Annotated in this window: 23 protein-coding genes; 8 read left to right on the top strand and 15 right to left on the bottom strand. The window is 71.5% G+C overall.

The features are described from left to right. Nucleotides 1-10: 10 nt before the first annotated feature. The 11 genes from ACN27F_RS32495 to ACN27F_RS32445 form a co-directional block, all read right to left on the bottom strand. Nucleotides 11-1,606: a polyamine aminopropyltransferase gene (locus tag ACN27F_RS32495; RefSeq protein ID WP_421439291.1), complete on the bottom strand. Its 1,596-nt coding sequence runs from the start codon at nt 1,604-1,606 to the stop codon at nt 11-13. Next, nucleotides 1,606-2,031 (bottom strand): DUF350 domain-containing protein, encoded by a 426-nt coding sequence (locus ACN27F_RS32490; RefSeq protein WP_421439290.1) that lies wholly within the window; start codon nt 2,029-2,031, stop codon nt 1,606-1,608. The genes ACN27F_RS32495 and ACN27F_RS32490 overlap by 1 nt, the downstream gene beginning before the upstream one ends. 30 nt (nt 2,032-2,061) lie before the next feature. After that, nucleotides 2,062-2,475 (bottom strand): DUF4247 domain-containing protein, encoded by a 414-nt coding sequence (locus tag ACN27F_RS32485; RefSeq protein WP_421439288.1) that lies wholly within the window; start codon nt 2,473-2,475, stop codon nt 2,062-2,064. 8 nt (nt 2,476-2,483) lie between these two features. Next, entirely contained in the window at nt 2,484-3,017 is a 534-nt protein-coding gene (locus ACN27F_RS32480) for a DUF2617 family protein (RefSeq protein ID WP_421439286.1), read from the bottom strand. A gap of 1 nt (nt 3,018) precedes the next feature. Then, nucleotides 3,019-3,684, bottom strand: coding sequence for a DUF4178 domain-containing protein (locus tag ACN27F_RS32475; RefSeq protein ID WP_421439284.1), 666 nt, complete (start codon nt 3,682-3,684; stop codon nt 3,019-3,021). 156 nt (nt 3,685-3,840) lie between these two features. Further along, on the bottom strand, nt 3,841-4,011 hold the full coding sequence (locus tag ACN27F_RS32470) for a hypothetical protein (protein ID WP_421439282.1): 171 nt from the start codon (nt 4,009-4,011) through the stop codon (nt 3,841-3,843). A gap of 98 nt (nt 4,012-4,109) precedes the next feature. Continuing rightward, nucleotides 4,110-4,901 carry a thioesterase II family protein gene (locus ACN27F_RS32465; protein ID WP_421439281.1) on the bottom strand — a complete coding sequence of 264 codons (792 nt, stop codon included), beginning with the start codon at nt 4,899-4,901 and terminating at the stop codon, nt 4,110-4,112. A 102-nt stretch (nt 4,902-5,003) separates the two neighbouring features. Further along, a complete protein-coding gene (locus ACN27F_RS32460; RefSeq protein WP_421439279.1) occupies nt 5,004-5,882 on the bottom strand; it encodes a hypothetical protein in 879 nt (292 codons plus the stop codon). After that, nucleotides 5,879-7,231, bottom strand: coding sequence for a choice-of-anchor B family protein (locus ACN27F_RS32455; protein WP_421439277.1), 1,353 nt, complete (start codon nt 7,229-7,231; stop codon nt 5,879-5,881). The genes ACN27F_RS32460 and ACN27F_RS32455 overlap by 4 nt, the downstream gene beginning before the upstream one ends. Nucleotides 7,232-7,432: 201 nt before the next feature. Further along, nucleotides 7,433-8,185: a DJ-1/PfpI family protein gene (locus ACN27F_RS32450; protein WP_421439276.1), complete on the bottom strand. Its 753-nt coding sequence runs from the start codon at nt 8,183-8,185 to the stop codon at nt 7,433-7,435. A gap of 209 nt (nt 8,186-8,394) precedes the next feature. Further along, nucleotides 8,395-8,937, bottom strand: coding sequence for a hypothetical protein (locus ACN27F_RS32445; RefSeq protein ID WP_421439275.1), 543 nt, complete (start codon nt 8,935-8,937; stop codon nt 8,395-8,397). Between the two features lie 219 nt (nt 8,938-9,156). Between ACN27F_RS32445 and ACN27F_RS32440 the strand changes: the two genes are divergently transcribed. Next, on the top strand, nt 9,157-11,175 hold the full coding sequence (locus tag ACN27F_RS32440; RefSeq protein WP_421439274.1) for a copper-translocating P-type ATPase: 2,019 nt from the start codon (nt 9,157-9,159) through the stop codon (nt 11,173-11,175). 89 nt (nt 11,176-11,264) lie between these two features. Here ACN27F_RS32440 and ACN27F_RS32435 read toward each other — a convergent pair whose 3' ends face one another. Together ACN27F_RS32435 and ACN27F_RS32430 are read right to left on the bottom strand one after the other, a co-directional pair. After that, on the bottom strand, nt 11,265-12,710 hold the full coding sequence (locus ACN27F_RS32435; protein WP_421440588.1) for a sensor histidine kinase: 1,446 nt from the start codon (nt 12,708-12,710) through the stop codon (nt 11,265-11,267). A 151-nt stretch (nt 12,711-12,861) separates the two neighbouring features. Beyond that, complete coding sequence (locus ACN27F_RS32430) at nt 12,862-13,599, bottom strand: response regulator transcription factor (RefSeq protein ID WP_421439273.1); 738 nt, start codon at nt 13,597-13,599, stop codon at nt 12,862-12,864. Between the two features lie 202 nt (nt 13,600-13,801). Here ACN27F_RS32430 and ACN27F_RS32425 point away from each other — a divergent pair, with 202 nt between their 5' ends. The 4 genes from ACN27F_RS32425 (at nt 13,802) to ACN27F_RS32410 (ending at nt 18,577) form a co-directional block, all read left to right on the top strand. Beyond that, nucleotides 13,802-14,434, top strand: a complete 633-nt coding sequence (locus ACN27F_RS32425; protein WP_421439272.1) for a DUF4956 domain-containing protein — start codon at nt 13,802-13,804, stop codon at nt 14,432-14,434. Next, entirely contained in the window at nt 14,431-15,282 is an 852-nt protein-coding gene (locus ACN27F_RS32420) for a polyphosphate polymerase domain-containing protein (RefSeq protein ID WP_421439271.1), read from the top strand. The genes ACN27F_RS32425 and ACN27F_RS32420 overlap by 4 nt, the downstream gene beginning before the upstream one ends. 2 nt (nt 15,283-15,284) lie before the next feature. Further along, the gene (locus ACN27F_RS32415; protein ID WP_421439270.1) at nt 15,285-17,135 is read left to right on the top strand and encodes a carbohydrate-binding domain-containing protein; all 1,851 of its coding nucleotides are present in this window, start codon (nt 15,285-15,287) and stop codon (nt 17,133-17,135) included. A 131-nt stretch (nt 17,136-17,266) separates the two neighbouring features. After that, nucleotides 17,267-18,577, top strand: a complete 1,311-nt coding sequence (locus ACN27F_RS32410; protein ID WP_421439269.1) for a low temperature requirement protein A — start codon at nt 17,267-17,269, stop codon at nt 18,575-18,577. Nucleotides 18,578-18,600: 23 nt separating this feature from the next. Here the strand turns inward: ACN27F_RS32410 and ACN27F_RS32405 are convergent, their stop codons facing one another. Beyond that, nucleotides 18,601-19,821 (bottom strand): helix-turn-helix domain-containing protein, encoded by a 1,221-nt coding sequence (locus ACN27F_RS32405; RefSeq protein WP_421439268.1) that lies wholly within the window; start codon nt 19,819-19,821, stop codon nt 18,601-18,603. Between the two features lie 135 nt (nt 19,822-19,956). Between ACN27F_RS32405 and ACN27F_RS32400 the strand changes: the two genes are divergently transcribed. From ACN27F_RS32400 to ACN27F_RS32390, 3 genes are all read left to right on the top strand, one after another. Next, nucleotides 19,957-22,242 (top strand): aminotransferase class III-fold pyridoxal phosphate-dependent enzyme, encoded by a 2,286-nt coding sequence (locus ACN27F_RS32400; protein ID WP_421439267.1) that lies wholly within the window; start codon nt 19,957-19,959, stop codon nt 22,240-22,242. A 3-nt stretch (nt 22,243-22,245) separates the two neighbouring features. Beyond that, entirely contained in the window at nt 22,246-23,835 is a 1,590-nt protein-coding gene (locus ACN27F_RS32395; protein WP_421439266.1) for a xylulokinase, read from the top strand. Nucleotides 23,836-23,928: 93 nt separating this feature from the next. Next, complete coding sequence (locus ACN27F_RS32390; RefSeq protein WP_421439265.1) at nt 23,929-25,302, top strand: NAD(P)/FAD-dependent oxidoreductase; 1,374 nt, start codon at nt 23,929-23,931, stop codon at nt 25,300-25,302. An 8-nt stretch (nt 25,303-25,310) separates the two neighbouring features. Here the strand turns inward: ACN27F_RS32390 and ACN27F_RS32385 are convergent, their stop codons facing one another. Further along, nucleotides 25,311-26,324, bottom strand: coding sequence for a DUF5954 family protein (locus ACN27F_RS32385; protein ID WP_421439264.1), 1,014 nt, complete (start codon nt 26,322-26,324; stop codon nt 25,311-25,313). Nucleotides 26,325-26,430 lie beyond the last annotated feature (106 nt).

Below are 26,430 nucleotides of genomic sequence, written 5' to 3'. Positions count from 1 at the left end.
GCATGACCGGTCAGTAGTCGCGCCAGCCCTGCCTGGTGTAGTCCAACACCCGCGGTTCCAGCAGGGTCGACGCCGCCACCGGGACCCGACCACGGTCCGGCGCGAACACCTCGGCCGCCCGCAACACCTGCGGGTGCAGGAAGCGCAACGGTGGCGCGTCGGCCGGCACGAGCAACGGCGGCCGGCTCCCCGCGCCGTCGGACGCCGACGCGGACGCGGACGCGGACGCCAGCAGGAAACCCCAGTCACCGAACGAGGGCACGTCGACGTGATAGGGCCGGGTGGCGTACCCGGCCTCGCGGATCGACGCCTCGACGCACCAGTACGCCCGCTGCGCGAAGTACGGCGACCCGGCCTGCACCGCCATCCGACCGTGCGGGGCGAGCACGGCACGTACCAGTCCGTAGAACTCGACCGAGTACAGCTTCGCGGTGGACGTCTGGTCCGGGTCCGGCATGTCGACGATCACCGCGTCGAACGCGCCGGGCGGTGCCGACCGCAGCCAGGTGAACGCGTCGGCGAGCACCACCCGTACCCGGGGATCGCCGAACGCGTCGCCGTTGAGCTCACGCAGTGTCGTGTCGTCGCGGGCCAGCGCCACCACCGCCGGATCCAGCTCGACGAGGGTCACGGCGGTCACGTCCGGATAGCGCAGCACCTCACGCAGGGCCAGGCCGTCGCCGCCGCCGAGCACCAGCACCCGGTCGCGCCGGCCGGCCAGCGCCGGATGGACCAGTGCCTCGTGGTAGCGGTACTCGTCGACCGAGCTGAACTGCAGGTCACCGTTGAGGTAGAGCCGGATGTCGGCGCCGCCGGAGACCGTCGACACCGCCCGGGTGAGCACGATCTCCTGGTAACGGCTGTGCTCGGCGTACACCACCGGGTCCCGGTACAGCTGCTGGCGAGCGGTCACCTCGAAATCCTCGGCGACCAGGTACGCGCCGGCGAGCAGGGCACCGACGACGATCGCGGCGGTGCCGACGGTGGCTCGGGCCCGGATGCCGAGGTCACGGCGGAACACCACGCCGACCAGCAGGACGCCGGCCAGCGCGTTCACCGCGCCGACGACCAGGGCCCCGCGCAGCTGGCCGAACAGCGGAATGAGCAGGAACGGAAAGGTCAACCCGCCGAGCAGCGCGCCGACGTAGTCGGCGGCGAACAGGTCCGCGACCGCGCTGCCGGCCGGCTGTGCCCGGATCCGCTGCAACAGCACCATCAGCAGCGGAATCTCCGCGCCGATCAGCAGGCCGAGCACGAAGGCGGTGGCGACCAGTGCCGGGGCGTACAGGTTCAGCCAGGCGAACGCGGCGTACAGCCCGAGCACGGACAGCCCACCGAGCAGCGCCAGGGTCAGCTCGACGGCGGCGAACGCGACGACGGCACGCGCCTGCAGCGGCTTGGCGGCCAACGCGCCGACGCCCATCGCGAAAACCATCACGCCGAGCACGATCGACGCCTGGCCGACGGTGTCGCCGATCAGATAGCTGCCGAGCGCCACCAGCGCCAACTCGTACACCAGGCCGCAGGCGGCGCAGACGAACACCGCGGCGAGCACCGCCGGGCGGGCCGACCCGGCGTACGCCGGCGGCGCCGCGACGGTGGTCATCAGCTGATCGCCGCCGCGACGATCGCGCCGGTGGCGAGGTGGATGGCGGCGCTGACCCAGACCGCCGGGTGCGAGTCGCGGTCGACCAGGATGTCACCGAGCCGCCCCGGGGTGGCGGCGTCGAGCAGGACGAACGACACCGCCATCACGACCAGGCCGAGCAGCCCGTAGCCGGCAGTACCGACCAGACCGGTGACGAAGCTGTTCTCCCCGGCGGCGATCGCGGCCACCACGATGGTGCCGACCGCGAGCAGGTTGGAGGCCAGCAGCACGGCGGCGTTGCGGTTGCGGTCGGTCCAGATCAGCTCGCGTAGCTTGCCGGGGGTGACCACGTCGACCAGCAGGTAGCCGAGGGCCATCAGGGCCAGACCGACACCGCTGTACGCCAGGGTGAGCAGCAGGTCGACGGCGAGGTTGCGCAACATGCGGTACTCCGTAACGAGGGGAATGGGAGATTACTTGCCGGTGCCGGGGCCACCGCCCCGGGTCGTGCTGCCACGGTTCCAGTTCCAGGCGTTGCCGACGGTCGACCGGTACCGCGGATAGGCGGTCACCATCCGCTCGACGAGGATCAACGAGCCGATCGCGGCGGGCAGGATCACCACCGAGTCGTCGCCGTAGCGCAGGTAGTACCGGTCTCCGTCGGCGTACTGGTCCTCGGGCGGAAAGGTGTCGGTCAGTTCCCGCACGACCTGGCGGGGCTGCTGGTCGGAGCGGAAGCCGTCGGCGTCGGAGCCGATGTCGTCGGCCACGGAGCGGGTGTACGCCCGCTCGACGTAGCTGCGGGCGGAGAAGGTGCCGAAGACCAGCCCGGAGCAGGACACCACCACCCCGATCAGGGCCAGGACGACGCCGCCCACGATCCACATGCGGCCTTTCACCGTACCGTCACCACCGTCTCGGTCTCGACCAGCTCAGCTGTCTGCGGGTAGGAGTGCCAGGTCCGCCAGCCCACCCAGCCGGCGCCGAACCGGGCGTGCAGCGCGGTCACCGCGTCCGGGCCGCCGGCAAAGACACCGATCAGGGCGCGCGGGTGGTCGGTCAGCCGACGCCGCAACGACGCGACCCGGTCGGCGAGCGCGGCGGACCCGAGTCGATGGACCCGGGCGGCGAACCGGTATCCGGCACCGGTGTCCAGTGCCGGCGGCAGATCCCGGGGGCGTCCGGGTAGGCAGGCGACCGTCTCGACCCAGTCGGCGACGGGCGTGCGCAGCACCGCCTGGTGCGACGCGCCGAGCAGGCGCAGTCGCAGGCTGGCGGGCCGCGAGTCACCCGGCCGACCGGCCGGGGCCGCCATCTCCGGCAGCGGCAGGTCGAGCACGTGCAGCGCCGGCTGCTCGGTCAGACCGAGCGCGAAGCTGAGATCGGCGGCGGTGGTGTCGGCGTACGGGGTGTCGAGGGTGACCAGCATGTCACGCCTTCCCGGCGGCCGGCGCCGAGCCGCCACCACCGGCCGGATAGATCATCACCTCGGCCCGGTGCAGCACCTCGCCGAAGCCGATCTCCCAGCGCGGCGAGTCGCCGTAGCTTTCGAAGGAGAGCTGGGCACCGTCCGGCGCGGTGTAGTCGTGGTAACGCAGGTACCCGTGGGGCGCCAACCCGGTGGCGCCGACGCTGGTGAAGCGGGCCTGGCCGGACTCCTCGCGCCGGTAGTGGCGGCCAGCGACCTCGACCGCCGGTGCTCCGGCCGGCAGCGTCAGCTCCGGCGGTGCGGCACGCCAGAGGACCAGCTCCAGATCGGGGTCGGACTCGACGGACAGCCACAGCCGGTCGCCTCGGGCGTCGTCGAGGAAGTGCTCACTCCAGGTCCAGCTGCCTTCGGCGAGGTGCAGGCTGCCCCGTACGGCGTAGGACTGGCCACGAAACTCCACGATGTCGCCGGGACCGAGGCGGCGGGGATCGCCACGCAACGCGTCGGTGTCCGCGGTGTGGAACGGGTCGACCGGCCCCCGGTAGGTCCGGGCGGTCCGGGTGGCCCGGACCCGGGACCGCCACACCGCGATCGACACGACCACCACGCCGGTGATCGCGACAATGCATCCCAACCCGGTGACCAGGTACGCCAGGGTCCCGTTCATCGCCAGCCGTCCTCCACTCGTCGTACGGTCGATGACCGTAACAAGTGCGTGCACGCCGCCAGCAAGAGATCATTTGGGTGACGACAATGCCACGAGCTGCGACGACCCGGCGAACAACGCCACGACCTCGGGGTCGGGGCCCGGGCGGGGCGGGTGTCACCAGTGCTTGCGCCGGTAGTGGCCGTGGTAGCCGTGGTGTCGCCGGCCGCCGTAGTGTCCCCGGCCGTGCCGCATCCGACGGGCCAGGTGATGGTCGGCCTCGCGTAGCACCCGGTCGAGGGTCGAGCCGTGGCCACGACGGCGTGCCAGTCGGCTGAGCTTCGACACGACGATCGACAGTAGAAGATGTTTGACGAATCGGCTCACGTACTTCCCTTTCCCGCCCGGACGACCTGCCGTCCGCAACGGTAGATCGCGCCGTCCAGTCACCGACTGTGCCCGTGCCCTCGATCCGCCGGGTGCCGGCTACCGCGGCCGCGCGACACCAGTGTCAACGTTCTCCGGATCGTGGTCATCACCTCGGCCCGTGCGGTGTGCAGGAAGAAGTGCCCGCCGACAACGGTGTGCACCACCGGCGGGCCGGCGACGTGCTCGGCCCACCCGTCGATCTGGTGGTCGGTTACGGTCGCGTCGTCGGTGCCGCGTAACACCGTCACCGGGATGTCCAGCGGTGGTTGCCGCTCGACCGCCCAGGTCTCGAGCAGTTGGAAGTCGGCCCGCAGGATCGGCAGGAACAGGGCGGTCGCGTCGGGATCCGCGAGCAACTCCGGCGGCATCCCGCCGTAGTCGATGACGTGCTGCGCAAACGCACCGTCGTCGAGCCGATGTGCCAGTTTGTGCCGGTCCCTGCGGCACGGGCTGCCGGCGCCGGAGACGATCAGGGCGGCAGCCGGCGCGGCACGGCGGCGCAGCTCCCGGGCCAGTCCGAAAGCGATCGCCGCACCCATGCTGTGTCCGAACAACACCACGGGTCGGGGCCCGACTTCGGTGATCAGCGGCATCAGCCGATGCAGCACCTCCGGCATGGATCGCAGCAGCGGCTCGCCGAACAGCTGTTCCCGGCCCGGCAGCAGGACGGTAGTGACACCGGCCAGATCGGACAGTTCGGCCGCCCAGCCACGGTACGCCAGCGCGCCGCTGCCGGCGTACGGGAAGAGGATGAGGGCGGGCCGGTCGTCACCCGGCTCCAGCGGTGGTACCAGCAACACGATCGTCACCGCAACCTTTCTCCGTCGGCCGATCCGCGTTGGTTCCGCCGCGTTCGGCCCACGATCGGGCCATACCCGACCAGGCTATCCGGCCCGGCTGTCCCGGCCCGGTCAGTAGGCGGCCAGGCTGAACTCCGCGGTGTGCACCACTGCCTGATGCTGGAACTCGAAGAACAGCTGGTAGGTGCCGGCCGAGGGCACCTGGACGGCGAACGCCACCACGGAGCTGGCACTGGTCGCCGGGGCGGGGTGCACGTGCAGGTAGCCGAGATCGCCGTGGCGCAGCGCGACGAGGTGGCCGTACGAGCCCAGGTACGGCTCCAGATCAGGCACGGGTGACCCGTCGCGACCGAGCCAGACGAGCATCTGGCTCGCCTGGCCGGGCCGCAGCCCGCCGTCGAGGGTGACGGTGTAGCCGTCCACCAGCACGGTCGCCTCGTCCACCGGCAACGGGCCGCGGGCCGGGTACGTCCCCGGCAGCAGCAGATCGGCGCCGAGGGTGACCGGGTCGGCCACGCCGCCAGGTCCGCCTGCCGCACCGGTCGGGACGAAGTCGGCGAAGACCCGGTAGGCACCGCTGGCGGGCAGGGTCAGCGGCACCCGCCAGGTGCCGTCCGGGTCCCGGTCCGGATGCAGGTGCCGGTAGCCGGTGAAGTCCCGCGCGACGACGATCAGGTGCAACTCCCGTTCATGGTTGCGCCGGTACGCGGTCACCGGGTTCCCGTCCGGGCCGGTGATCTGGAAGACGAGCTCACCGGGGACACCGGCGGCGGTCGGGGTGGCGAGCAGGACGAGGGTGTAGCCGCCCTGGGTGATACTCAGTCCGCCGACGTCGTGTCCGGCGTGTCCGGCGACCGAGCCGGTCGCCCGCGCGGGTACCCCGCTGGGTGCGCTGGCCCGACCGGCGACGAAGCCGGTCACCGCGATCAACACGGTCAGCGTCACCACGGCGGCCAGCCGCCCGGTGCGGCCGGGCGGTGCCGCCGTCACAGCGGGATCGGCCGGCCGTGGGCCACTACCCCGTCGGTGGTGGGGGTCGTCGTGCCGGACGCCAGCGTCGGCAGGTTCGGGCGCAGCACGAACAGTCCCTGCTCGATGCCGCTGACCACGACCGTACCGCTGGCGAAGTACGGGTAGACACTCCAGGCACCGTTCATCGAGGCGGTGTTGCTCGACGGGTAGATGTCGAAGTAGCCGGCCTCGGTCAACGTACCGGCGGCGATGCCGCTCAGATCGAGGATGCGCAGGCCGGCGCGGTAGTTGGCCTGGAAGCTGTAGCCGCCCTTGACGTACTGGTTGTGGTCGGTGGCCGCGGCCGACGAGGTGTAGGTGCCGATGTGCCGGGGGGCGTCCAGGTCCGACAGGTCGAAGATGAACGTCTTGGTGCCGCCGCCGACGCGGGACTCGTCGAGTTCGTCGTCGAGCAGGAAGTAGCGGTGGTCGTCGGTGAGCCAGCCCTGGTGGGTGTACTGCCTGCCGGAGTACGCCGCCCGGACGATCTGTCGTGGGCTGGACTTGCTGGTCACGTCGACGATCGTGACGGTGTCCTCGTTGGAGTTGACGCAGATCTCGCGGCCGGTGTGGGCGCTGTCCGGTCCGTGGTAGTTCACGCACTGCGTGTCGTGGGTGTACCCGTCCTGGTTGACGCAGCCGGCGTAGGCCGGTGCCGTCGGCGACGAGATGTCGATCATGTGCGGGCCGCCGCTGCAGGTGTTGGACCCCACCGCGTACGCGTACCCGGACTGTTCGTTGAGCGCGATGTTGTGCGCGTTGCCGAACCGGTTGTAGTGCGCGTCGGCGGTGAAGGTCTGCGGGCCGCTCAGCCCGCGCAGCCGGGTCAGGTCGAACACCTGCATGCCGTGCCCGCGCACGTCGGCCACGATGAACGCGTGGTTGCGATACACCTTGATGTCGCGCCAGATCGCGGTCCGATTCTGGTACGCCGGCAGGTTGCCGAGGTACACCGGGACGGCCGGATTCGACACGTCCACGAACGACGTCCCGTTGCGCCGCCCGACGATGGCGTACTCCCTGCCCGTCGCCGTGTCGGTCCAGCCCCAGATGTCGTTGGCCTGGCTGCCACCGATCTGGCTCATCGGCAGGAACGCCATCAGGTCGACGTTACGGCACGGATAGCCGCTGGCCTGCCCGCCACTACAGGCGATCTGGGCGACGGCGTCGAGCTGCTGGGTCGGCTCGCGCTGAGCCATGAACGCCACCGCGGAGGCGCGCCCGGCCGGGGTGTCCGGGTCGTGTGCCATCGACGCGTTGGGCAGGCCGACGAGCAGGCCGCCGACCATCGCCAGTGTGACCGCCGCTGTTGTCCATCGGGTACGCATCCGGGCCTCCCCTGCCGTCGCTGCGCATGCCGATCCCACTGTCGGGCAGACGGGATCACCGCCACCCACGACCCGAGGGATCGACCCTTGTGATGAGCGTGCGGCGTCCGAAGTGTCCGGTCAAGAGCAGCGCGATATACCTTTTTGCTCATACCGAACCATCGTTAAGGACATGGGAGACAACGACAGGTCACCGGCCGGCTACCGGGTCCAGACGGTGCCCCGGGCCTGGTATTCGAGAACCTCCTCGGCACGAACCGCCACGTCGGCGCTGACCCGACGTGCCACCAGGTGCAGGGCGAGTTCCAGCCCCGAGGTGACCCCGGCCGCGGTCACCAGGTCACCGTCGTCCACCACGCGGGCGTTCTTCACCACTGCCCCACGCGCGGCCAGTTCCTCCTTGGCGCCGTTGTGGGTGGTACATGGCCGACCGGCGGTCAGCCCGGCGGCTGCCAGGATGATCGCCCCGGTGCACAGCGACGAGATGATCAGCCCACGCCGTCGGGCGTCGGCGAGGGCACGCGTCAGCACACCACGGTTGATCTCCGACCAGATGCCCGGGCCGTCCGGACGGCGGAAGCCACCGCCGGGTACGACGATGACGTCGGCCGATCCGGGCGACCACCCGTGCTCGACGGCGATCCTGGTACCGAACGCGGCGGTCACCGTACGCGGCCCGTCGACGTTGACGTACCTGGTCTCGACGGCACCGCCGCTCAGCCCGCCCGCGAGAGAGAACACCTCGTACGGGCCGATGATGTCCTGCTCCTCGGCCCCGTCGAACAGCACGATCTGCACCCGCAGCGGGTGTTCCGGCGATGCCCCGTGCCCGCCGCCGGCCACTGCCGTCGCTGGCGCGGCCGGCGCGGCGGACGCCGCACCCGGCACAGCCGCCCCGGCCAACAATCCGGCGCCCGCGACGGTCGCCACCCCCAGCATCTCCCGACGATCCATCCCGCTCCTTCCGCTTGCGCCGACGACGACGTACGGCCATCTCGACGGACGCCGGCACCCAGTTGCAGATTGGTCGCGCGGGGTCACGGTTTAGTTCCACAGATGTCGATCTGTTCCTACCGCCGGGGTGCGTGGTCTGCCGCTCGCACTCCTTGTCAGGATCACCCACCACCGTGCCGTGGACGGCAACTCCGTCGCTGACACGGACGTCAAGCGACAGAATGGACGATGGTGCCGGTGTAGGTACCAGCGACGGCGGCAGCGGGCACGGTGACAACCAACGTCGGATTCCATTGGATTACCGAGTTCGCGCCAGCCAGGAGTTGGAAGGCGGTTCTGGCGGTGTCGAGCGGCTGCGCGTCGGCTGCCGTGGGTTGTCCGGGCGTGGCGATCAGCCCGATGCCGCTGGACGAGGTCACCGGGCCGGACCAGTATGCGATGCCGCCGTTCGGGATCGTCTCCGCGAGAGTCCCCGCGCCCGTGACGAACGCGCTTGCCGCCACGGTCGCCGTCCAGGCGATCGAGATGACCGGTCCGGTCACAGTGACGGTGCCCATCTGCGCGGAGAGGCTCCCGCCGACGCCGGTGGCGCCGAGACTCGCCGTCGCGGGCGCGGTGATGCTGAGCGACCCTTGCCGGGCCGCGGCAAGCACCGCCGGTCCCAGATGTCCCCGCGCCGGCCCCGGCAGGATGCCGGTCGGCAGCATGGACAGCACCGCGATGGCCGAGGCCAGCACGCTCGTGGACCTCATCGCCGATTCCCTCCGAGACGTTCCAGCAGATCCCTCCGAGACGTTCCAGCAGGCAAACGGATCTTCCAGCAGACAAACGACAGTTGCCGGCCACGGGTTATGCCTGGCCGACGGGTCGCGGCAGCGACATCCCCCGGGACGGGTCACATCGCGCTGGCCCGGCAAACGCCCGTCTCAATACCCTCCGGGGGTAAAGTCGGTCGTCAGGAGGCGATCGCGATGCAGCACGGTCCGACCACCAACGCACGCTCGCACCGGACCGATCCGGCTCGTCACAACGATACCGATACGCACGCTGGGCATGATCCGAACGTGTTCCGGCGCAAGTTCTGGTGGAGCCTGGCGCTGACCGTACCGATCGTCGTCACCAGTCACATGGTGATGGACTGGTTCGGCTATTCGCTGGACTTCCCCGGCATGGCCTGGATCGGTCCGGTACTCGGCTCGGTCGTCTTCTGCTACGGCGGCTGGCCGTTCCTGGCCGGGGCGGCCAGCGAGATCCGTGGGCGGTCACCGGGCATGATGCTGCTGATCGCCATGGCGATCAGCGTCGCCTACCTGGCGTCGCTGGCCACCAGCATCGGCCTGCTGGAGCTGGACTTCTGGTGGGAACTGGCCGCGCTGGTGACGATCATGCTGCTCGGCCACTGGCAGGAGATGAAGGCGATCGGCCAGGCGCAGGGTGCGTTGTCGGCACTGTCCGCGCTGCTGCCCGACGATGCGGAACGCGTCGCCGACGACGGGCGGGTACGGCGGGTGACCGTGACCGACCTACGGACCGGCGACGTGGTGCTGGTGCGGCCCGGCGCGCGGGTGCCGGCCGACGGCACGATCACCGACGGGCAAGCGGAACTCGACGAGTCGATGATCACCGGTGAGTCGCGGCCGGTACGCCGCGGCGTCGGGGACCACGTGGTCGCCGGCACGGTGGCCACCGACTCGGCGATCCGGGTACGGGTCGGTGCCGTCGGCGCCGACACCGCGCTGGCCGGCATCCAGCGGCTGGTCGAGCAGGCACAGGCGTCCAGCGGCCGGGCGCAGGTGCTCGCCGACCGGTTCGCCGCCCTGCTGTTCTACGTCGCGCTCGGCGCCGCCGTGGCGACCTTCGCCAGCTGGTGGGCGTACGGCAGCCTCGACGACTCGGTGGTGCGGACGGTGACCGTCCTGGTGATCGCCTGCCCGCATGCCCTCGGCCTGGCGATCCCCCTGGTGATCGCGCTGTCGACGGCGGTCGCCGCCAAGGCCGGCATCCTGGTGAAGAACCGGCTGGCGCTGGAACGGATGCGCACCGTCGACACGGTGCTGTTCGACAAGACCGGCACGTTGACCAAAGGCACGCACACCGTCACCGGGGTCGCCGCCGCGTCCGGGCACGACGACGACGAGGTGCTGCGCATCGCCGCAGCGGTCGAGGCGGACAGCGAGCATCCACTGGCCAGGGCGATCGTGGCCGCCGCCGAGCAGGCCGGCCGGCGCGGCCGGGCGAGCGACTTCCGGTCGCTGACCGGCCGCGGCGTACAGGCCACCGTCGACGGCACCAGGTACGCCGTCGGCGGCCCGGCCCTGCTGGACGAGTTGGCGGTGCAGGTGCCGGCGGAGGTCGAGGCGGCCACCGACCCCTGGTCGCGGCAGGGCGCGGCCGTGCTGCACCTGCTGCGCTGCGATGGCGACCGGGCCGAGGTGCTCGGCGCGCTCGGGCTGGCCGACGAGGTCCGGCCGGAGGCCCGGCGGGCCATCGCCCAACTACGGGAACAGGGCATCAGGAAGATCGTCATGCTCACCGGCGATGCCCGTCCGGTCGCCGAGGTGCTGCCGGCCGACAAGGACAAGGCGGTGGCCGATCTGCAGGCCCGTGGGCTGACCGTGGCGATGGTCGGCGACGGGGTCAACGACGCGCCCGCGTTGGCCCGTGCCGACGTAGGGATCGCGATCGGTGCCGGCACCGACGTGGCGATCGAATCGGCCGGAGTGGTGCTCGCCTCCTCCGACCCGCGCGGCGTCACCGGCGTGATCCGGCTGTCGAAGGCGTCGTACCGCAAGATGATCCAGAACCTCGGCTGGGCGGCCGGCTACAACGTGGTCGCCATCCCGCTCGCCGCCGGTGTGCTGGCCTGGGCGGGGGTGACGTTGAGTCCGGCGGTCGGCGCGATTTTGATGTCCGCGTCGACCATCGTGGTGGCACTCAACGCGCAACTGCTGCGCGGTGTCCAACTGAACCTCGCCGATCCGGCCGCCTGATGCCGTGGTGCCCGGTCCAGAAGCCGTCCAGCGGCGGGTCCAGAGTGACCTTTGCCGATATACGGATCGGGTCCTCCCAGATCTGACTGCTAGATCCAGTGCGCGGGCGTGGCGGGCAGCCGGACGGTGAACTCGGTGCGGCCGGGAACACTGTGCACCGTGACGACGCCATGATGCGCGGTCACCACCGCGTGCACGATCGCCAGCCCGAGACCGGTGCTGCCGGCCGCCCGCGACCGGGAGCTGTCGCCACGGGCGAAGCGCTCGAAGATGTGTGGCTGCAACTCGGCCGGGATACCCGGGCCGGTGTCTGTCACCCGTAGCACGACCGCATCCGCCCCGGCCGCCACCCCGACCGTCACAGTGGTGCCCTCCGGGGTGTGGGCACGCGCGTTGGCCAGCAGGTTCGCCAGCACCTGCGGCAACCGCGCCGCGTCGCCGACGACGGTGACCGGCTCGGCCGGCAGGTCGAGCCGCCAGTCGTGCCCAGGAGCGGTGACGTGCGCGTCGCTGACCGCGTCGACCGCCAGCGCGGTCAGATCGACCGGCTCCCGGGCGAGCGGGCGGCCGGCATCGAGGCGGGCCAGCAGCAGCAGGTCCTCGACCAGCAGGGTCATCCGCTGCGCCTCGGACTCGACCCGGCGCAGCACGTGGGCGATCTCCGGCGGGGCGGTCTGCCCGCTGCGGCGGCTCAACTCGGCGTACCCGCGGATCGCGGCCAGCGGGGTGCGCAGCTCGTGGCTGGCGTCGGCGACGAACTGCCGTACCTGGGTCTCGCTGGCGTGCCGGGCGGCGAGCGCCTGGCCGACGTGGTCGAGCATCCGATTGAGCGCCGCGCCGACCCGGCCGACCTCCGTGTTGGGGTCGGTGTCGGCTGCGGCGACCCGCTCCGGCAGCGCCACCTCGCCACGGTCCAGACGCAGCTGCGACACCCGCCCGGCGGTGGCCGCCACCCGGGACAGCGGCCGCAGCGACCGCCGAACGATCACCGTGCCGGTGATGCCGACCAGCAGCAGCACCAGCACCGTCACCACCGCTACCGTGCCGATCACCAGGTAGAGGGTGGCCTGGGTGTCCTCCAGCGGCAGGCCGGTGACCAGCACCGCGCCGTCGGGCAGCCGCTGCGCGACGACGCGGTAGTCGCCCGACTCCCCCAGCCGCAGGGTGCGTGGTCCGGCATCCACCGGTACGGCGCGCAGGCTGTCCACGTACGGTGCGAGATCGGGTTGTTCCTGATCCTGCTCGACGAGCACCTCGATGCTGGTTCCGGCACCGCAGATCCGGGCGGCGAGGGTGCCGATGACCTGTCCGGTGGGGAAGTCCGCGCGACGGGTCGGATCGCAGCCGCGTTGCGTGTCCGGCTGCGTGTCCGGCGTCGGCTGGTAGCCGGACTCACCGGGCGGGGCGAAGCCGCGCGGCGCCCGCCCGGCGGCGGCGGTCAACTGTTCGTCGATACGGCCGTAGAGCGCGTCGCGCAGCACCACGGCGGTGGTCACTCCGACGACCAGCGATGCGACCGCGAGCAGCGCGAGCATCGCCGCTACCAGGCGGGTACGCAGCGTCCAGCGACCCGGCGACCGCCAGCCGGCCACGCCCCGCCAGCCGGCCACGCCCCGCCGACCAGCCATGGCCCGCCAGCCGGCCACGCTCCGTCGACCGGCGCCTGCCCCTGGCACGTCCCCGGCGTCAGTCGGCGGGTTTGAGGACATAGCCCGCGCCGCGCATCGTGTGGATCATCGGCGGACGCCCGGCGTCGATCTTCTTGCGCAGATACGAGATGTACAGCTCGACGACGTTGGCCTGCCCACCGAAGTCGTAGTTCCACACCCGGTCCAGGATCTGCGCCTTGCTGAGCACCCGGCGCGGGTTGCGCATCAGGTACCGCAGCAGCTCGAACTCGGTGGCGGTGAGCGTGACCGCCGAGCCGGCCCGGCGTACCTCGCGGCTCTCCTCGTCCAGGGTGAGATCCCCGACGGTGAGCAGCGCGTCCGGGCGCAGCGCGGCACGGGCGGCACGGCGCATCAGCCCGCGCAGCCGGGCCACCACCTCTTCCAGGCTGAATGGCTTGGTGACGTAGTCGTCGCCGCCGGCGGTCAGCCCGGTGATCCGGTCCTCCACCGCGTCCTTGGCGGTGAGGAACAGCACCGGTACGTCGGGGGTGTCGGCGCGCAGCCGGCGCAGCACCTCCAGGCCGTCGATGTCGGGCAGCATGATGTCGAGCACGACGGCGTCGGGGCGGAACTCGCGGGCGATCTGGACGGCGCCGGTCCCGTCGCCAGCGCTGCGCACCTCCCAGCCCTCGTAGCGCAGCGCCATCGACAGCAGCTCGGCCAGGGTGGGTTCGTCGTCGACCACGAGGACCCGCACCGGGCTGCCGTCCGCTCGGCGCAGTTCGACCCGGGCCTGCGGCTTCGCCATCGTCATGGATCCGATCGTCCAGGCACCCGCTGTGCGGGCGCTTTTCCGTGTCTGTGTATCACCTGTGGGTTGGCGCGACGGGGGCTCCGACGTAACCGCCCGGCCGGCTCGTCCGTCGACTCATCCGCTCGCCACAGGGCTGGCACAGGTTGCGCACAGCGAAGTCGTGCTGAATGAACGTGTCGTGAACATCAGATGAAGGAGAGTCGTGGACCACCTGCTGATCGTACTGATCGACCTGGCCTCGATCACGGTGCTGACCTTCGGCCTCTACTTCCCGCGACATCACCGCCGCGACCTCGTCGTGGCGTACCTCGGGGTGAACGTCGGGGTGCTCGCGGTGGCGATGGTGCTCGGCTCGTCGGCGGTAGGGGTGGGCCTGGGTCTCGGGCTGTTCGGCGTGCTGTCCATCATCCGCCTGCGCTCGGACGAAATCGCCCAGCACGAGGTGGCGTACTACTTCGCCGCCCTGGCGCTCGGGTTGCTGGCCGGTCTGACCGGCGCGCCCAGCGTGCCGACCGTCGCGCTGATGAGCCTGGTCGTGGCGACTCTGTTCGTCGGTGACCATCGGGCGCTGTTGGGTCGACACCGGCAGCAGACGGTGGCCCTGGACACCGCGTACACCGACGAGGCGGCACTGCGTACGCGGCTGGCCGCTCTGTTGGGTGGCCGGGTCACCTACCTGAGCGTGCGCCATCTGGACCTGGTCAACGACACCACCCTGGTCGAGGTGCGCTACGTGGTGCCGGCCGGCCGGGCGGCGGCGGACAGTCGCACCGTGGCGCCGACCGCCACCGGTCCCACGCTCGGCACGCGCATCGAACAGGTGCCGGCGTCATGAGCACCCTGCTGGCCGCCGCCCGGCAACCCGCCGTCGCGGAGCCCACCGTCGCGGAGCTCGCTGATCTGCTGCCCGCCGGCCTGCCCCCGATCGGGCTGGACGAGTTGGTGCGGCGGGCGTCGCTGCTGACCCGGGTGGACCGCAAGTACGTGCTGGCGCCGGTGGCGCTACCGCCGCTGCTGACGGCGGTGGACGCGCTGGCCCAATCGGCCCGGGTATTGCAGATCGGAGACCGCCGTGACTTCGGCTACCGGTCGGTCTACTTCGACACCCCCGACCTGGTCAGCTACCGGGCAACGGCGCACCGTCGGCGCCGCCGGTTCAAGGTCCGGCTGCGCGGCTACCTCGACACGGGCCTCGATTTCGTCGAGGTGAAGATCCGCGGCGGGCGCGGCGTCACCAGCAAGGACCGTCGGCCGTACGACGGGGACGGCCTCCGGCTCGGGCCGGACGACCGTGCCTACGTCGACGGGATTCTGGCCACGGCGTCGATTCCGTCGGTTGGGCCGCGGCTGGTGCCGACGCTGGTCACCGCGTACCGGCGGGCGACGCTGTTCCTGCCCGGCAGCGGCAGTCGGGTGACCATCGACGTCGGCCTGTGCTGGGCGCTGCCCGACGGTACGGCCGCAGGTCGGGCCGGCGCGGTCACCGGCACCGTCGACCGGGTGGTGGTGGAGACCAAGTCCGCCGGCCCGGCCGGCGAGGTGGACCGGCTGCTCTGGCGGGCCGGTCACCGGCCACGGCCGATGTCCAAGTACGCCACCGGGCTCGCCGTGCTGCGCCCGGATCTTCCCGCCAACCGCTGGCAGCCCGTCCTACGCCGGCACTTCTCCGTCGGACAGGAGTGACGATGTTCAAGGTCCGAAACAGCAGGACGGCGGCCGGGCTCGCCTCGGTCGTCCTGGTCACCGGCGCGCTGGTGGGCTGCTCGGCCGGCACCGGTGCCACTGACGCCGGCGGCTCCGGGTCGGCGACGGCGGTGGACACGGCGGTCGACGCGGCCAGCAGCGCCGCCGACGTCCTCGCCGCGAACAAGGCCGACCACGCCGGTGACGCCGACGCCGACGCGACAGTCGACGAGTCGCAGGTGGTCGATATCGAGCTGACCGGCGAGTCGGTGACGATCACCGACGGTGGCACCTATCGGCTGCAGGGCACCCTCGACGACGGCCAGGTGACGGTCGACGCACCGGACGCCACCGTCCGGCTGGTCCTCGACGGCGTACGGATCACCAGCTCGACCGGTGCGGCGATCGCCGCGACCGACGCGGACCACCTGGTAGTGGTGGTCGCCGACGGCAGCGAGAACACGCTGAGCGACACCGACTCGTACGCCGAGCAAGCCGACGTCAACGCCGCCCTGTTCAGCTCGGCCGACCTGACCGTCACCGGCGGCGGGACGTTGACCGTGCACGGCAACGGCAACGACGGCATCGCCAGCAAGGACGGGCTGGTGATCGACACCGCGACGGTCATCGTCGAGGCGGTCGACGACGGCGTGCGCGGCAAGGACTACGTGGTGGTCGACTCCGGCACGGTCACGGTCGACTCCGGCGGCGACGGAATCAAGGCGGACAACGACCAGGACGCCGACTCCGGGTACGTCTGGGTCGACGGCGGCACGGTCACCGTCGACTCCGGCGGTGACGGGATCGACGCCGCGACCGACCTGGTGGTCACCGGCGGGCTGTTGGACGTGACCGCCGGCGGTGGCAGCGGCGTCGCCCCGGACGCGGACGTCTCGACAAAAGGGCTCAAGTCGGCGGTGATCAGCGTGCTGGAAGCCGGCACGATCACCGTGGACGCCGCCGACGACGCGGTGCACGGCAACGGCGCACTGCACCTGGCCGGCGCGCGGCTGACGTTGGCCAGCGGCGACGACGCGGTGCACGCCGACACCACACTGCTCGTCGACGACGGTTCGCTCGACATCACCGCGTCGGTGGAAGGGCTCGAAGCCGCCCACATCACCGTCGCCGGTGGTGACATCCAGTTGGTCGCCAGCGACGACGGGGTCAACGCGGCCGGCGGCACGACCACCGACGGGTCGGACGCGACAGCGGGCGGCCGACCCGGTGGTGGGCCGGGTCGCGGCGGGCCCGGCGGCGGGGAGGCGGTCGGCGACTATTCGTTGGCCGTCACCGGTGGCACCCTGGTGATCGACGCCGGTGGTGACGGCTTCGACTCCAACGGCACCGCCGAGATCACCGGCGGCACGGTGGTGGTCAACGGACCGACGATGACCATGAACGGCGCGCTGGACGTCAATGGCGGCTTCCAGATCAGCGGCGGGGTGCTGATCGCCGCCGGCAGCGCGGGGATGGTGGTGACGCCGGACGCGGCTTCGGCCCAGGGCTGGCTGTCGGCCACCGTGGACGCCGCCGTACCCGCCGGCACCACCCTGCACGTCGTCGATTCCACCGGTGCTGTCCTGGTCACCTTCGTCACCTCGAAGACGGTGCAGAACCTGGTCTACTCGTCGGCCGACGTCGTGACCGGCGAGCAGTACCAGGTCTACGCCGGCGGCAGCGCCACCGGGACAGACGTCGGCGGGCTCGCCGAGTCCGGGGAGTTGGGCTCGGCGGTCACGGTGGCGACGGTGACCGCGGGCACGGGCCCGGCGGGTTTCGGTGGCGGGCCGGACGGTGCCGGCCGGCCCGCGCCCGACGGTGGCGGGGACGGCCGCGACGGGTCCCGGTAACGGCGGGCTGGCCGGCGGCAGCGACGGCAGCCGCGTAGCGCGTACCCGAGCCGCCCACGACGATCCCGCCGTTCGCGGCCAGAATCCGGTTCCGCCACGGCCGGCGGGGCACCGGGCTACGCTCCCGGTGTGTGAAGAGGATCGAGCAGGTCGGTCCCGGCGGCCTGCATCTGGTGCGGCCCGGTGCCCGGGTCGACCGTCTGGAGATCTTCTTCGACCTGGTCTACGTCTTCGCGTTCTACAACATCACCCGGGTCACCGCCGGTGAGTTGACCGGCCGTGGCCTGATCGCCGGAATGCTCGTTCTCGCTCTGCTCTGGTGGGCGTGGTGTTCACACATGGTGCTCGCCAACCGGGTCCGTGTCGGCGAGGGGTCCGCCCCGTTGGCGATGTTCATGGCGATGGCGGCGGTGTTCATCACCTCGCTGAGCATTCCGCAGGCCTTCATCGACGAACCGGGCGGCCTGCCCGGCCCGCTCGTCGTGCCCTGCTGCTACCTGCTGATCCGGGGTCTGCACCTGACGCTCTACTGGTTCGCGGCCCGCACCGCGCAGGAGGCGGCACGCCCCCGGTGGCTCCGGTTGTTCACACCGCCGCTGCTGGCTACCAGCCTGCTCGTCGTGGCCGGCCTGATCCCGTACCACGGGTTCGCCCCGGACACCGCGTTCCGGCTGCAGGCCGCATGCTGGCTGGCCGCCCTCGCGGTGGAGTACGCCGCGGGCTTCGCCCTGGCCGGCAAGGGCTGGGCGGTGTTGTCGGCGAACCACTGGGTGGAGCGGTTCGAGTTGATTCTCATGGTCGCGCTCGGCGAGCTGATCATCTCGATCGGTGTCGGCAGCGACCTGATCGACCGACCGATCACCTGGCCGGCCGTGTTCGGCGCCGGCTTCGCGGTAGCGGTCACCGCCGCCGTCTGGTGGTTGTACTTCGACCTGGTCGCGCCGGCGGCCGTGCAGGCGTTCCACGCGAGCGCGCACGGCGAGCCACGTACCCGACTCGCCCGGGACGCGTACGCCTACCTGCACCTACCGATGATCGCCGGACTGATCCTGGTCGCGCTCGGTATGGAGGAGGTGCTGCACCAGCTGGGTACCCCGGACATCGACCTGGCCGCCCCGGTCGACGGCCCCGCCGTACCGCTGGCCTTCGGCGGCCTCGCGTTGTTCCTGCTGAGCCATCTCGGCTTCCAGCTACGTACGCTGGGCACCGTGACCGGTAGTCGGGTCGTGGCGATCGCCGGACTGGCGGTCACCGCCCCGGTGGCGGTACGGATACCCGCACTCGCCGGGCTGGCCCTGCTCACCGGCGTCTGCGTCTGCCTGGTGCTCGCCGAATTGGTGCTGCTGTCCGGCTCGCGGCGGCGGTTACGCCGGGAGAGCCTGCGCGAGCGGCTCACCCACGAGGCGCGCGAGTCGGCCTGGCGGCGGCGCCGTTACCGGTGACACCCCACGGCGCCCCGGCTGCGTCAGCCGCCCAGCCGGGCGGCCAGCACCAGGGCGAGCTCGAAGCGGCGGTCCGGGTCGTCCAGGTCGTCGCCGAGCAGCTCCCGCAGCCGGCGTAGTCGGTAACTCACCGTCTGCGGGTGGACGAACAGCTCGGCCGACACCGCGGTCCGTGAACCCCAGTGCCGCAGCCAGCTCTGCAGGGTGGCAAGCAGGCTTTCCCGCTGCGCCGGCCGCATCCGGTGCAGCGGCGCCAGCCGGCGGGCGGCCAGCACCGCCAGCGCGTCCGGGGCGCCCTGCAGGGCCAGGTGCACCAGATGGTCCTCGGCGAACACGGCCTCCGGAGCCGATGCGGCGACAGCGGGGACGGCTGGGACAGCGGCGGCAGCGGGGACGCCGGGGACGCCGGACGCCAGCTCGGCCAGCCGTACCGCTGGCGGCAGCTGGGGCCACGGCAGTGCCGGACCCACGACGGCGCCGCGACCGCGCAGCGCGTCGGCGAGAGCGGCTCGCCCGGTCCGGACACCCGCGCGCAGCAGTACCACCGCGTCGCGGCCCCGCTCGGCCACGATCGCGTCGCCGCCGAACCGGAACCGGACGTCGCGGGCCTGCTCGGCGGGCAGCACCACCGGCACCACCACGTCCAGGTCGGGCCAGCCGGCGCGGGTGGCCGCGCTCGCCACCGCGCCGGCCGGGGCGCTGCCGCCGAGCAGCAGCTCGGCGAGGTGGCGGCGCAGCCGCTCCCCCTCCCCGGCCTGCTCGCGTACCTGTTCGGCGAAGCCGTCGGTGCTCGCCGCGACCAGTTCGTCGACGAAGGCACTGACCGCGTCCGCACAGTCGATGAGCAGGTCGGCATCGACCGGGCCGAGCGCCGCCAGCGATTCGCCCACCTGCCGCAGCAGCAGCCGGGCCGCGGTCCGTAGCGCGGCCAGCAGCGTCTCCGGACCCCGGTTCTCGCGGGCCTCGGCCGCGCCGAGAAAGACGAACACCTCGCGTACCGGCGGCGGCAGCGCCGGCTCGTCGGTGCCGACCAGATCGAGAAATCGCTCCAGCGCGACCTCGACCGCCGTCCGCACGTCACGCTGGAGCTTCGCGTCGTGTTCGGCGGCGGCGAACGCCGGCGTGGTCCGGGTGACGGTGGTGGCGACCGCCCGGACCACGGCAGGCAGGCGGGAACGCATCGCCGGAGCCAGCTCGGCGGGCAGCCGCCGCCACGGGGTCGAGATCAGCGGCGGCACCGGCACCTCGCCATCTTGGCACGCCGCGTTGTCACGACATGACAAACCGGTGCGGCCATCTCGCTGCCCGGATGACGGTGATCCGCCGGCCGCCCTGCCGCCAGGATGAGAGCGTCCGTGCCCCGGCCCGAGGAGACCGCCATGCGACACCGCACCTCCCGCCAACACGTCGTCGACATGTGCCGGATCATGTTGACCCGGGGGTATCTGAAGGCCACCGAGGGCAACGTCTCGGTCCGGGTGCCGGGCCACCGGCTGTACGCGGTGACGCCCAGCAACTACGACTACGACCGGATGCGGGTCGAGGACGTGTGTCTGGTCGACTTCGACGGCCGGCCGGTCGGAGTCGACGACGAGCACTCGCCCGACGACACCGGTAGCGGGCTGGCCCCGTCCATCGAGGCCGGGATGCACGCCAACATCTACCGGCAGCGCCCGGACGTCAACGCCGTCGTGCACACCCACCAGCCGTACGCCTCGGCGCTGGCGTTCCTCCGCAAGCCGATCCCGGCACTCACCGACGAACAGGTCCGTTTCCTCGGCCGTCAGGTCGCCATCATCGACTACGCGCCGTCGGGGACCGGATTTCTCGCCACCAACGTGCAGAAGAAGGTGGCCGGCGGGGACAACGCGTTCATCATCGCCAATCACGGGGTGGTCGCGCTGGGCACCGACCCCGACCGGGCGGTGTTCAACATGGCGTTGCTGGAGAAGGTGTCGATCGCCTATCTGCTGGCGCTGACCACCGAGGCCGGCAAGGTGCACACCATCCCGACCGCGATCCGGGAGATCGCGTTCCGCAAGCTGCGTGCCGACGAGAAGCGGATCGCCGCGCAGATCACCGAGTCGGTGCCGCCGGTGCGGGTACCGGTCGCCGAGGAACTGCCCAGCGCGGACGCGGTGGCCGCCCAACTCGCCGTGGCCGGCCCGGTGCGGCCCGACACGACGACCGCCGAGACGCCGGGCAGCGAGTCGGCCCGACTCGGCTACGCCATCAGCGAGTACCTCGACGTGGACGACACGATGCGCCGGCTCAAGGCCCTGGTCGCCCAGCCGGTACGCGGGCTACGCCACGACGCGATGCTCGACGTGCTCGCCTACTTCACCACCAAGTGCCAGGCCAGCAAGGAGATCACCGACCGGGCCAGGCGGCGCATCCCCGGCGGAGTACAGCACAACCTGGCGTTCAACTACCCGTTCCCGCTGGCCGTCGACTCCGCCGAGGGTGCCTACCTGACCGACCGGGACGGCAACACCTACATCGACTTCCTGCAGGCCGGCGGGCCGACGATCCTGGGCAGCAACTACCGGCCGGTCAACGAGCGGGTGGCCGAGGTGATCAGCGAGTCCGGCCCGGTGACCGGGCTGTTCCACGAGTACGAGCTCAAGCTCGCCGAGATCATCCACCACTACCTGCCGCACGTGCAGATGTACCGGTCGCTCGGCTCCGGCACCGAGGCGGTGATGGCCGCGGTGCGCGGTGCCCGCGCGTTCACCGGCAGGCGCATGGTGATCAAGGTGGGCGGCGCCTATCACGGCTGGTCCGACACCATGGTGTACGGCCTGCGGGTGCCCGGCACGTACCGGATGAACGCCAAGGGCATCCCGTTCGGCGCCACCGCCAACACCCGGGAGGTCTTCCCGCACGACCTCGGCGCGCTGCGGCGCAAGCTGATCGAGAACCGGGTGCGCGGCGGCACCGCCGCGGTGATCGTCGAACCGCTCGGCCCCGAGTCGGGCACCCGCCCGGTGCCGCGTGACTTCAACGCCAGGGTCCGGCAGTTGTGCGACGAGTTCGGCGCGCTACTCGTCTTCGACGAGGTGGTCACCGGGTTCCGGGTCGGGCTGGGCGGGGCGGCCGGTTACTTCGGCGTCACCCCGGACCTGACCGTGTTCGGCAAGGCGGTCGCCGGCGGGTATCCGATGGCCGGCGGGGTCGGCGGTCGGGCCGATGTGATGGCCGTGTTCGGCTCCGGGTTGGACGGACGCAACGGGGCGCACGTCCAGGTCGGCGGCACCCTGTCGGCCAATCCGCTGTCCTGCGCGGCCGGCTACTTCGCCATCGCCGAGATGGCCCGGACCAACGCCCCGGTGATCGCGGGAAGGGCCGGCGACCGGCTGGCCCGGGGGCTGCAACGGCTGATCGACAACTACGGGCTGCCGTACGTGGCGTACAACCAGGGGTCGATCGTGCACCTGGAATGCAGCGGGGTGATGCTGATGGACATGCGTAACCCGATCAAGCTGCTCAAGGAGAACAAGGCCCGCAAGCGGCTGATGGAGCAGATGGGCGCGGCGTACACCGCGCACGGCGTCATCACCCTGGCCGGATCGCGGATGTACACCTCGATGGCCGACACCGACCAGGTGATCGACGCCGCGCTGACCCGTTTCGACCAGGTGTTCGCCCAGGTCGAAGGGGTCTGAGCGGTGCCGGCCACACCGCCGCAGGTGCTCGCCGTCGACCTGGGCACCTCCGGCGTGAAGGCGGCGCTGGTCGCCGCCGACGGTACCGTCACCGGCTGGGCCGAGCGGTCGGTGCCGCTGCGGGTGACGCCTGGCGGCGGCGCCGAGCAGGACCCGCCCGCCTGGTGGCGGGCGCTCGCCGAGGTGGTGGCCGACCTCGGCCGGGCCCATCCGGAACACCTGCGGGCGGTGACCACCGTCTGTTCCTCGACCCAGGGCGAGGGCACGATCGCGGTCGACGCCGCCGGGGAGCCGCTGACCGCCTGCATCACCTGGCTGGACATGCGCGGTGCGACGAACCTGCGCCGACAGTTCGGCGGCTTCCCGGCGTACGACGGGATGTCGGTGCGTCGGATCGTCCGCTGGCTGCGGCTCACCGGCGGCATGCCGTCGCCGACCGGCAAGGACCCGGCCGCGCACATGCTGCTGATCCGCGACGAGATGCCACAGGTGTACGCGCGGACCGCCACCTTCCTCAACGTCCTGGACTGGATCAACCTGAAGCTGACCGGGCGCACGGTGGCCACCGTCGACTCGATCCTCACCTCGTGGGTGACCGACAACCGCCGGCCGGACCAGATCCGCTACTCCGCCGCGCTGGTCGCCGACTGCGGCATCGATCCGGACAAGCTGCCCCCGATCGTGGCCTGTACCGAGGTGATCGGCACGCTGTCCCCGGCCGCCGCCGCCCATCTGGGCCTGCCGGCGACGGTGCGGGTGGTGGCCGGCGCGATCGACAACACGGCGGCGGCGGTCGGTGCCGGCACCACCGCCGACAACGATCCGCACCTGTATCTCGGCACCTCGTCGTGGATCGCCGCACACGTACCGGCCAAGAAGACCGATGTGGGCGCGCAGATCGCGGCGGTGCCGTGCGCCGTGCCGGGCCGTTATCTGATGACCGCGCTGCAGGCCACCGCCGGGGCGAATCTGACCTGGTTGAAGGACAAGATCGTCGAGTACGATGACCCGCTGCTCGGCGCCGGGCACCTCAGCGGCGACGAACGGTCCGTCTTCGACGCCTTCGACATGATCATCCCGACCGTACCGGCCGGCGCGAACGGGGTGCTCTACATGCCGTGGCTGTACGGCGAACGCGCCCCGGTCGACGACCGTGACCTGCGCGCCGGCTTCCTCAACATCTCGTTGGACACCAACCGCTCCGACCTGTTGCGGGCCGTGTTCGAGGGCGTGGCGCTCAACACGCGCTGGCTGACCGGTGCGGTCGACCGGTTCCTCGGCTCCCCGATGACGTCGCTGACCATCACCGGCGGCGGTGCCCGCTCGGATGCCTGGTGCCAGATCTTCGCCGACGTGCTCGGCGTCGAGGTCCGCCGGGACGCCGACCCGGTGGCGGTCAACGCCCGTGGCGCGGGATGGATCGGCGCGGTCGGCGAAGGCCGGCTCTCGTTCGGGGACCTGCCCGCCCTGATGCGCCGAGATCGGGTCTTCGCCCCGACCGCCGCGCACCGGGCACGCTACGACGAGATCTTCGGCATCTACCGGGACCTGCATCGGCGGCTGGCGCCGGTCTACCGTCGACTGCATCGCTGATGGACCCCCGCCGTGGTGCGGTGCCGGCGGCGGGCCGCGGTAGGCCACAGCGGACGGATCGGCGACGATGGAGCAATGCCACGATCAGCACGCATGTCACGCCATGCCGTCGTCATCGGCGGCAGCCTCGCCGGGCTCTGCGCCGCCCGTGCCCTGGTCGACCACGTCGACCAGGTGACGGTCGTCGACCGGGACCGGTTCCCGGACGTGCCGACGGTGCGCTCCGGCGTGCCGCAGGCCCACCACCTGCACGTACTGGTCACCGCCGGACAGCGGGCACTCGACGGACTCTTCCCCGGACTGGTCACTGAGCTGTACGAAGCCGGGGCGGTCGTGGTGGACACACCGACCGACGTGCTCTACCTGACCGCGACCGGCTGGCGGGAACGCTTCGCGGCCACCCACCGGCTGGTCGGCACCAGCCGGGAGTTGCTCGACTGGACGGTACGCAACCGGCTGGCCGCCGATCCGCGGGTACGGTTCCTGCCCGCGCACGAAGCGATGGAACTGATCGGCGCCGACGGCCGCGACGCGGTCACCGGCGTCGTCGTGCGGCCACGTGGCTCCGCCGGCGCGCTGCAGCAGCGGCTCACCGCCGATCTGGTGGTGGACGCCAGCGGACGCGGATCGCGCACTCCACAGTGGCTGGCACGGCTCGGGTACGGCGAGCCGCAGCAGACCCGGGTCGATTCCGGCCTGAGCTATGCCAGCCGACGCTACGTCCTGGCGCCGAACGCGGTCGAAGGCTGGAAGAACATCGTGCTGATGCCCGAACCACCGCACACCGGCCGTGGCGCGGTGCTCTATCCGATCGAGGGCGGCCGGTGGATGGTGACCCTCGGCGGCCTCGGCGGGGACCGCCCACCGACCGACGAGGCCGGCTTTCTCGAGTTCGCCCGGGAGATGCGCAGCCCGCTGCTGTACGAGGCGATCAAGAACGCCATCCCGGACTCGGCCATCCACGGCTTCCGCGGTACGGCCAACCACCGGCGGCACTACGAGACGATGCCCCGCTGGCCGGACGGGTTTCTCGTGGTCGGCGACGCGGCCTGCACCTTCAACCCGGTGTACGGGCAGGGCATGAGTGTCGCCGCCCGCAACGCGGTGGTGCTCGGGGCACATCTGCGCCGCCACGGCGGCCGGTTCGGCCGCGCTGTACAGGCACGGGTGGCCCGGTGCAGCGACGCGCCGTGGCGCATCGCCACCGGTGCCGACCTGCGCTACCCGAGCACGGTCGGACCACGACCACGCGGTGGTGCGCTGGCCCGCTGGTACCTGGACCGGATGGCCGACGTGGCAAACCGTGACCCGTACGTCTGTGAGGTACTCACCGACGTGTTGCACCTGGTCGCGCCGTTGTCTGCGGTGGTGCGACCGACGGTGGTGGCCCGGGTGCTGCGCGGGCGGCCCGGGCCACGGCTGGATGCGCCCGCGCCGACCGCCTCGCCGGGCACCGGTCCGTCGTAAGGGTCGGCTCAGTCCGGGTCGGGCATCAACCCCTGCTCGCGCAGCTGCTGCACATGCAGTGCCGGAGGTGGATCGGGATCCCAGTCCGAGGGTCGGGGTCCCTCCGGGCCGTCGGCACCGACGCGCACGAAGCTCTCCACCCGGGTCACCCGGCATCGCACGCCCTTGACCTCGAACTCGTCGGTCTCCGGTGGCTTGCGCTCGGCAAGGGCGCGACGGAACGCCGCCATCATCTCCTCGTGGGTGGCGTCCTCGGCGGGCATCACGTCGGTCCAACTGAACGTCGCCGAATCGCGGGCACCCTGCGGCGTGGCATAGGTCATGGTCGAACGCGGCCGCCACCGGCCGTCGACCTGCTCGCCGACGGTGAAACAGGCCGGCAGGATCACCACGTTGGGGTGGCTGATCAGCGCGGCCTCGGAGTCGGCCCGGACGTCGTCGGGCACATCCGTGCCGGACTTGTGGTACGCCGGTGCCATTTCCATCCGCAGCAGCGCGCCGCTGAGTCCGGTGGCCGCGGCCGGGTCGATCACGAACCCTTCGAACCGGGACAGCCGAATGGCCGGGTCCTGCGGCGGATACGGGTCCGGGTCGGTCGGCCGGGGTGGCTCGGGCCCGTCGGGTCCCATCCGGATGAAGGTCTGGGCCCGGATGATGCGGTATCGGCAGCCGGCCGCCATCGTCTCGTCGACCGGCTCCCAGTCCAGCTTCTCGTACGCCGACCGGTACTCCTCGCGGATGGCGGAGTTCGCCGTGGTGTCCGCCGTCTCGGCGTGCAGTCGCCGCAGGTACGAGGCAAGGCCGTCGCGAGCACCCTGTGGCTGATCGCTGAGCAGGCTGATGATCCGCCAGCCGTCGGCGATCTGCTCCGCACAGCCGAAAACCGGCGCACCCCACATCAGGGTCGGGTAGCTGCGGGCGCGTTGCCGTGCGTCCTGCTCGGCTACCGCCGAGACCGGATCGTCGCGGTGTTCGATCTTAATCAGCAGGTGCGGGGGCACCTGCTCACCGTGATAGGCCATCCACGCAGTGTGCCCGCTGGCCCGCCTGACGGTGGCCGGCAACGGCGTATATTTTTGCACTTGATCTGTACCAAAACGTTCGACAGTCGCCGCCCGCGTCGGGCCG

The organism is Solwaraspora sp. WMMB335, assembly GCF_049179075.1.
In the GTDB taxonomy this organism is placed as follows: domain Bacteria; phylum Actinomycetota; class Actinomycetes; order Mycobacteriales; family Micromonosporaceae; genus Micromonospora_E.
The sequence above is the reverse complement of the archived record's forward strand: the minus strand, read 5'-3'. Positions and strand labels throughout refer to the sequence as shown.

Bases quoted from the DNA above. Each gene is read 5' to 3' on its own strand.
- ACN27F_RS32435 (WP_421440588.1), bottom strand. From the start codon at position 12,710: ATGCTCGCGCTGCTCGCGGTCGCATCGCTGGTCGTCGGAGTGACCACC.
- ACN27F_RS32430 (WP_421439273.1), bottom strand. From the start codon at position 13,599: ATGACGATGGCGAAGCCGCAGGCCCGGGTCGAACTGCGCCGAGCGGAC.
- ACN27F_RS32390 (WP_421439265.1), top strand. From the start codon at position 23,929: ATGTCACGCCATGCCGTCGTCATCGGCGGCAGCCTCGCCGGGCTCTGC.
- ACN27F_RS32480 (WP_421439286.1), bottom strand. From the start codon at position 3,017: ATGCTGGTCACCCTCGACACCCCGTACGCCGACACCACCGCCGCCGAT.
- ACN27F_RS32450 (WP_421439276.1), bottom strand. From the start codon at position 8,185: ATGGATCGTCGGGAGATGCTGGGGGTGGCGACCGTCGCGGGCGCCGGA.
- ACN27F_RS32495 (WP_421439291.1), bottom strand. From the start codon at position 1,606: ATGACCACCGTCGCGGCGCCGCCGGCGTACGCCGGGTCGGCCCGCCCG.
- ACN27F_RS32420 (WP_421439271.1), top strand. From the start codon at position 14,431: ATGAGCACCCTGCTGGCCGCCGCCCGGCAACCCGCCGTCGCGGAGCCC.
- ACN27F_RS32445 (WP_421439275.1), bottom strand. From the start codon at position 8,937: ATGAGGTCCACGAGCGTGCTGGCCTCGGCCATCGCGGTGCTGTCCATG.
- ACN27F_RS32485 (WP_421439288.1), bottom strand. From the start codon at position 2,475: ATGTGGATCGTGGGCGGCGTCGTCCTGGCCCTGATCGGGGTGGTGGTG.
- ACN27F_RS32385 (WP_421439264.1), bottom strand. From the start codon at position 26,324: ATGGCCTATCACGGTGAGCAGGTGCCCCCGCACCTGCTGATTAAGATC.
- ACN27F_RS32415 (WP_421439270.1), top strand. From the start codon at position 15,285: ATGTTCAAGGTCCGAAACAGCAGGACGGCGGCCGGGCTCGCCTCGGTC.
- ACN27F_RS32490 (WP_421439290.1), bottom strand. From the start codon at position 2,031: ATGTTGCGCAACCTCGCCGTCGACCTGCTGCTCACCCTGGCGTACAGC.
- ACN27F_RS32455 (WP_421439277.1), bottom strand. From the start codon at position 7,231: ATGCGTACCCGATGGACAACAGCGGCGGTCACACTGGCGATGGTCGGC.
- ACN27F_RS32475 (WP_421439284.1), bottom strand. From the start codon at position 3,684: ATGAACGGGACCCTGGCGTACCTGGTCACCGGGTTGGGATGCATTGTC.
- ACN27F_RS32440 (WP_421439274.1), top strand. From the start codon at position 9,157: ATGCAGCACGGTCCGACCACCAACGCACGCTCGCACCGGACCGATCCG.
- ACN27F_RS32400 (WP_421439267.1), top strand. From the start codon at position 19,957: ATGCGACACCGCACCTCCCGCCAACACGTCGTCGACATGTGCCGGATC.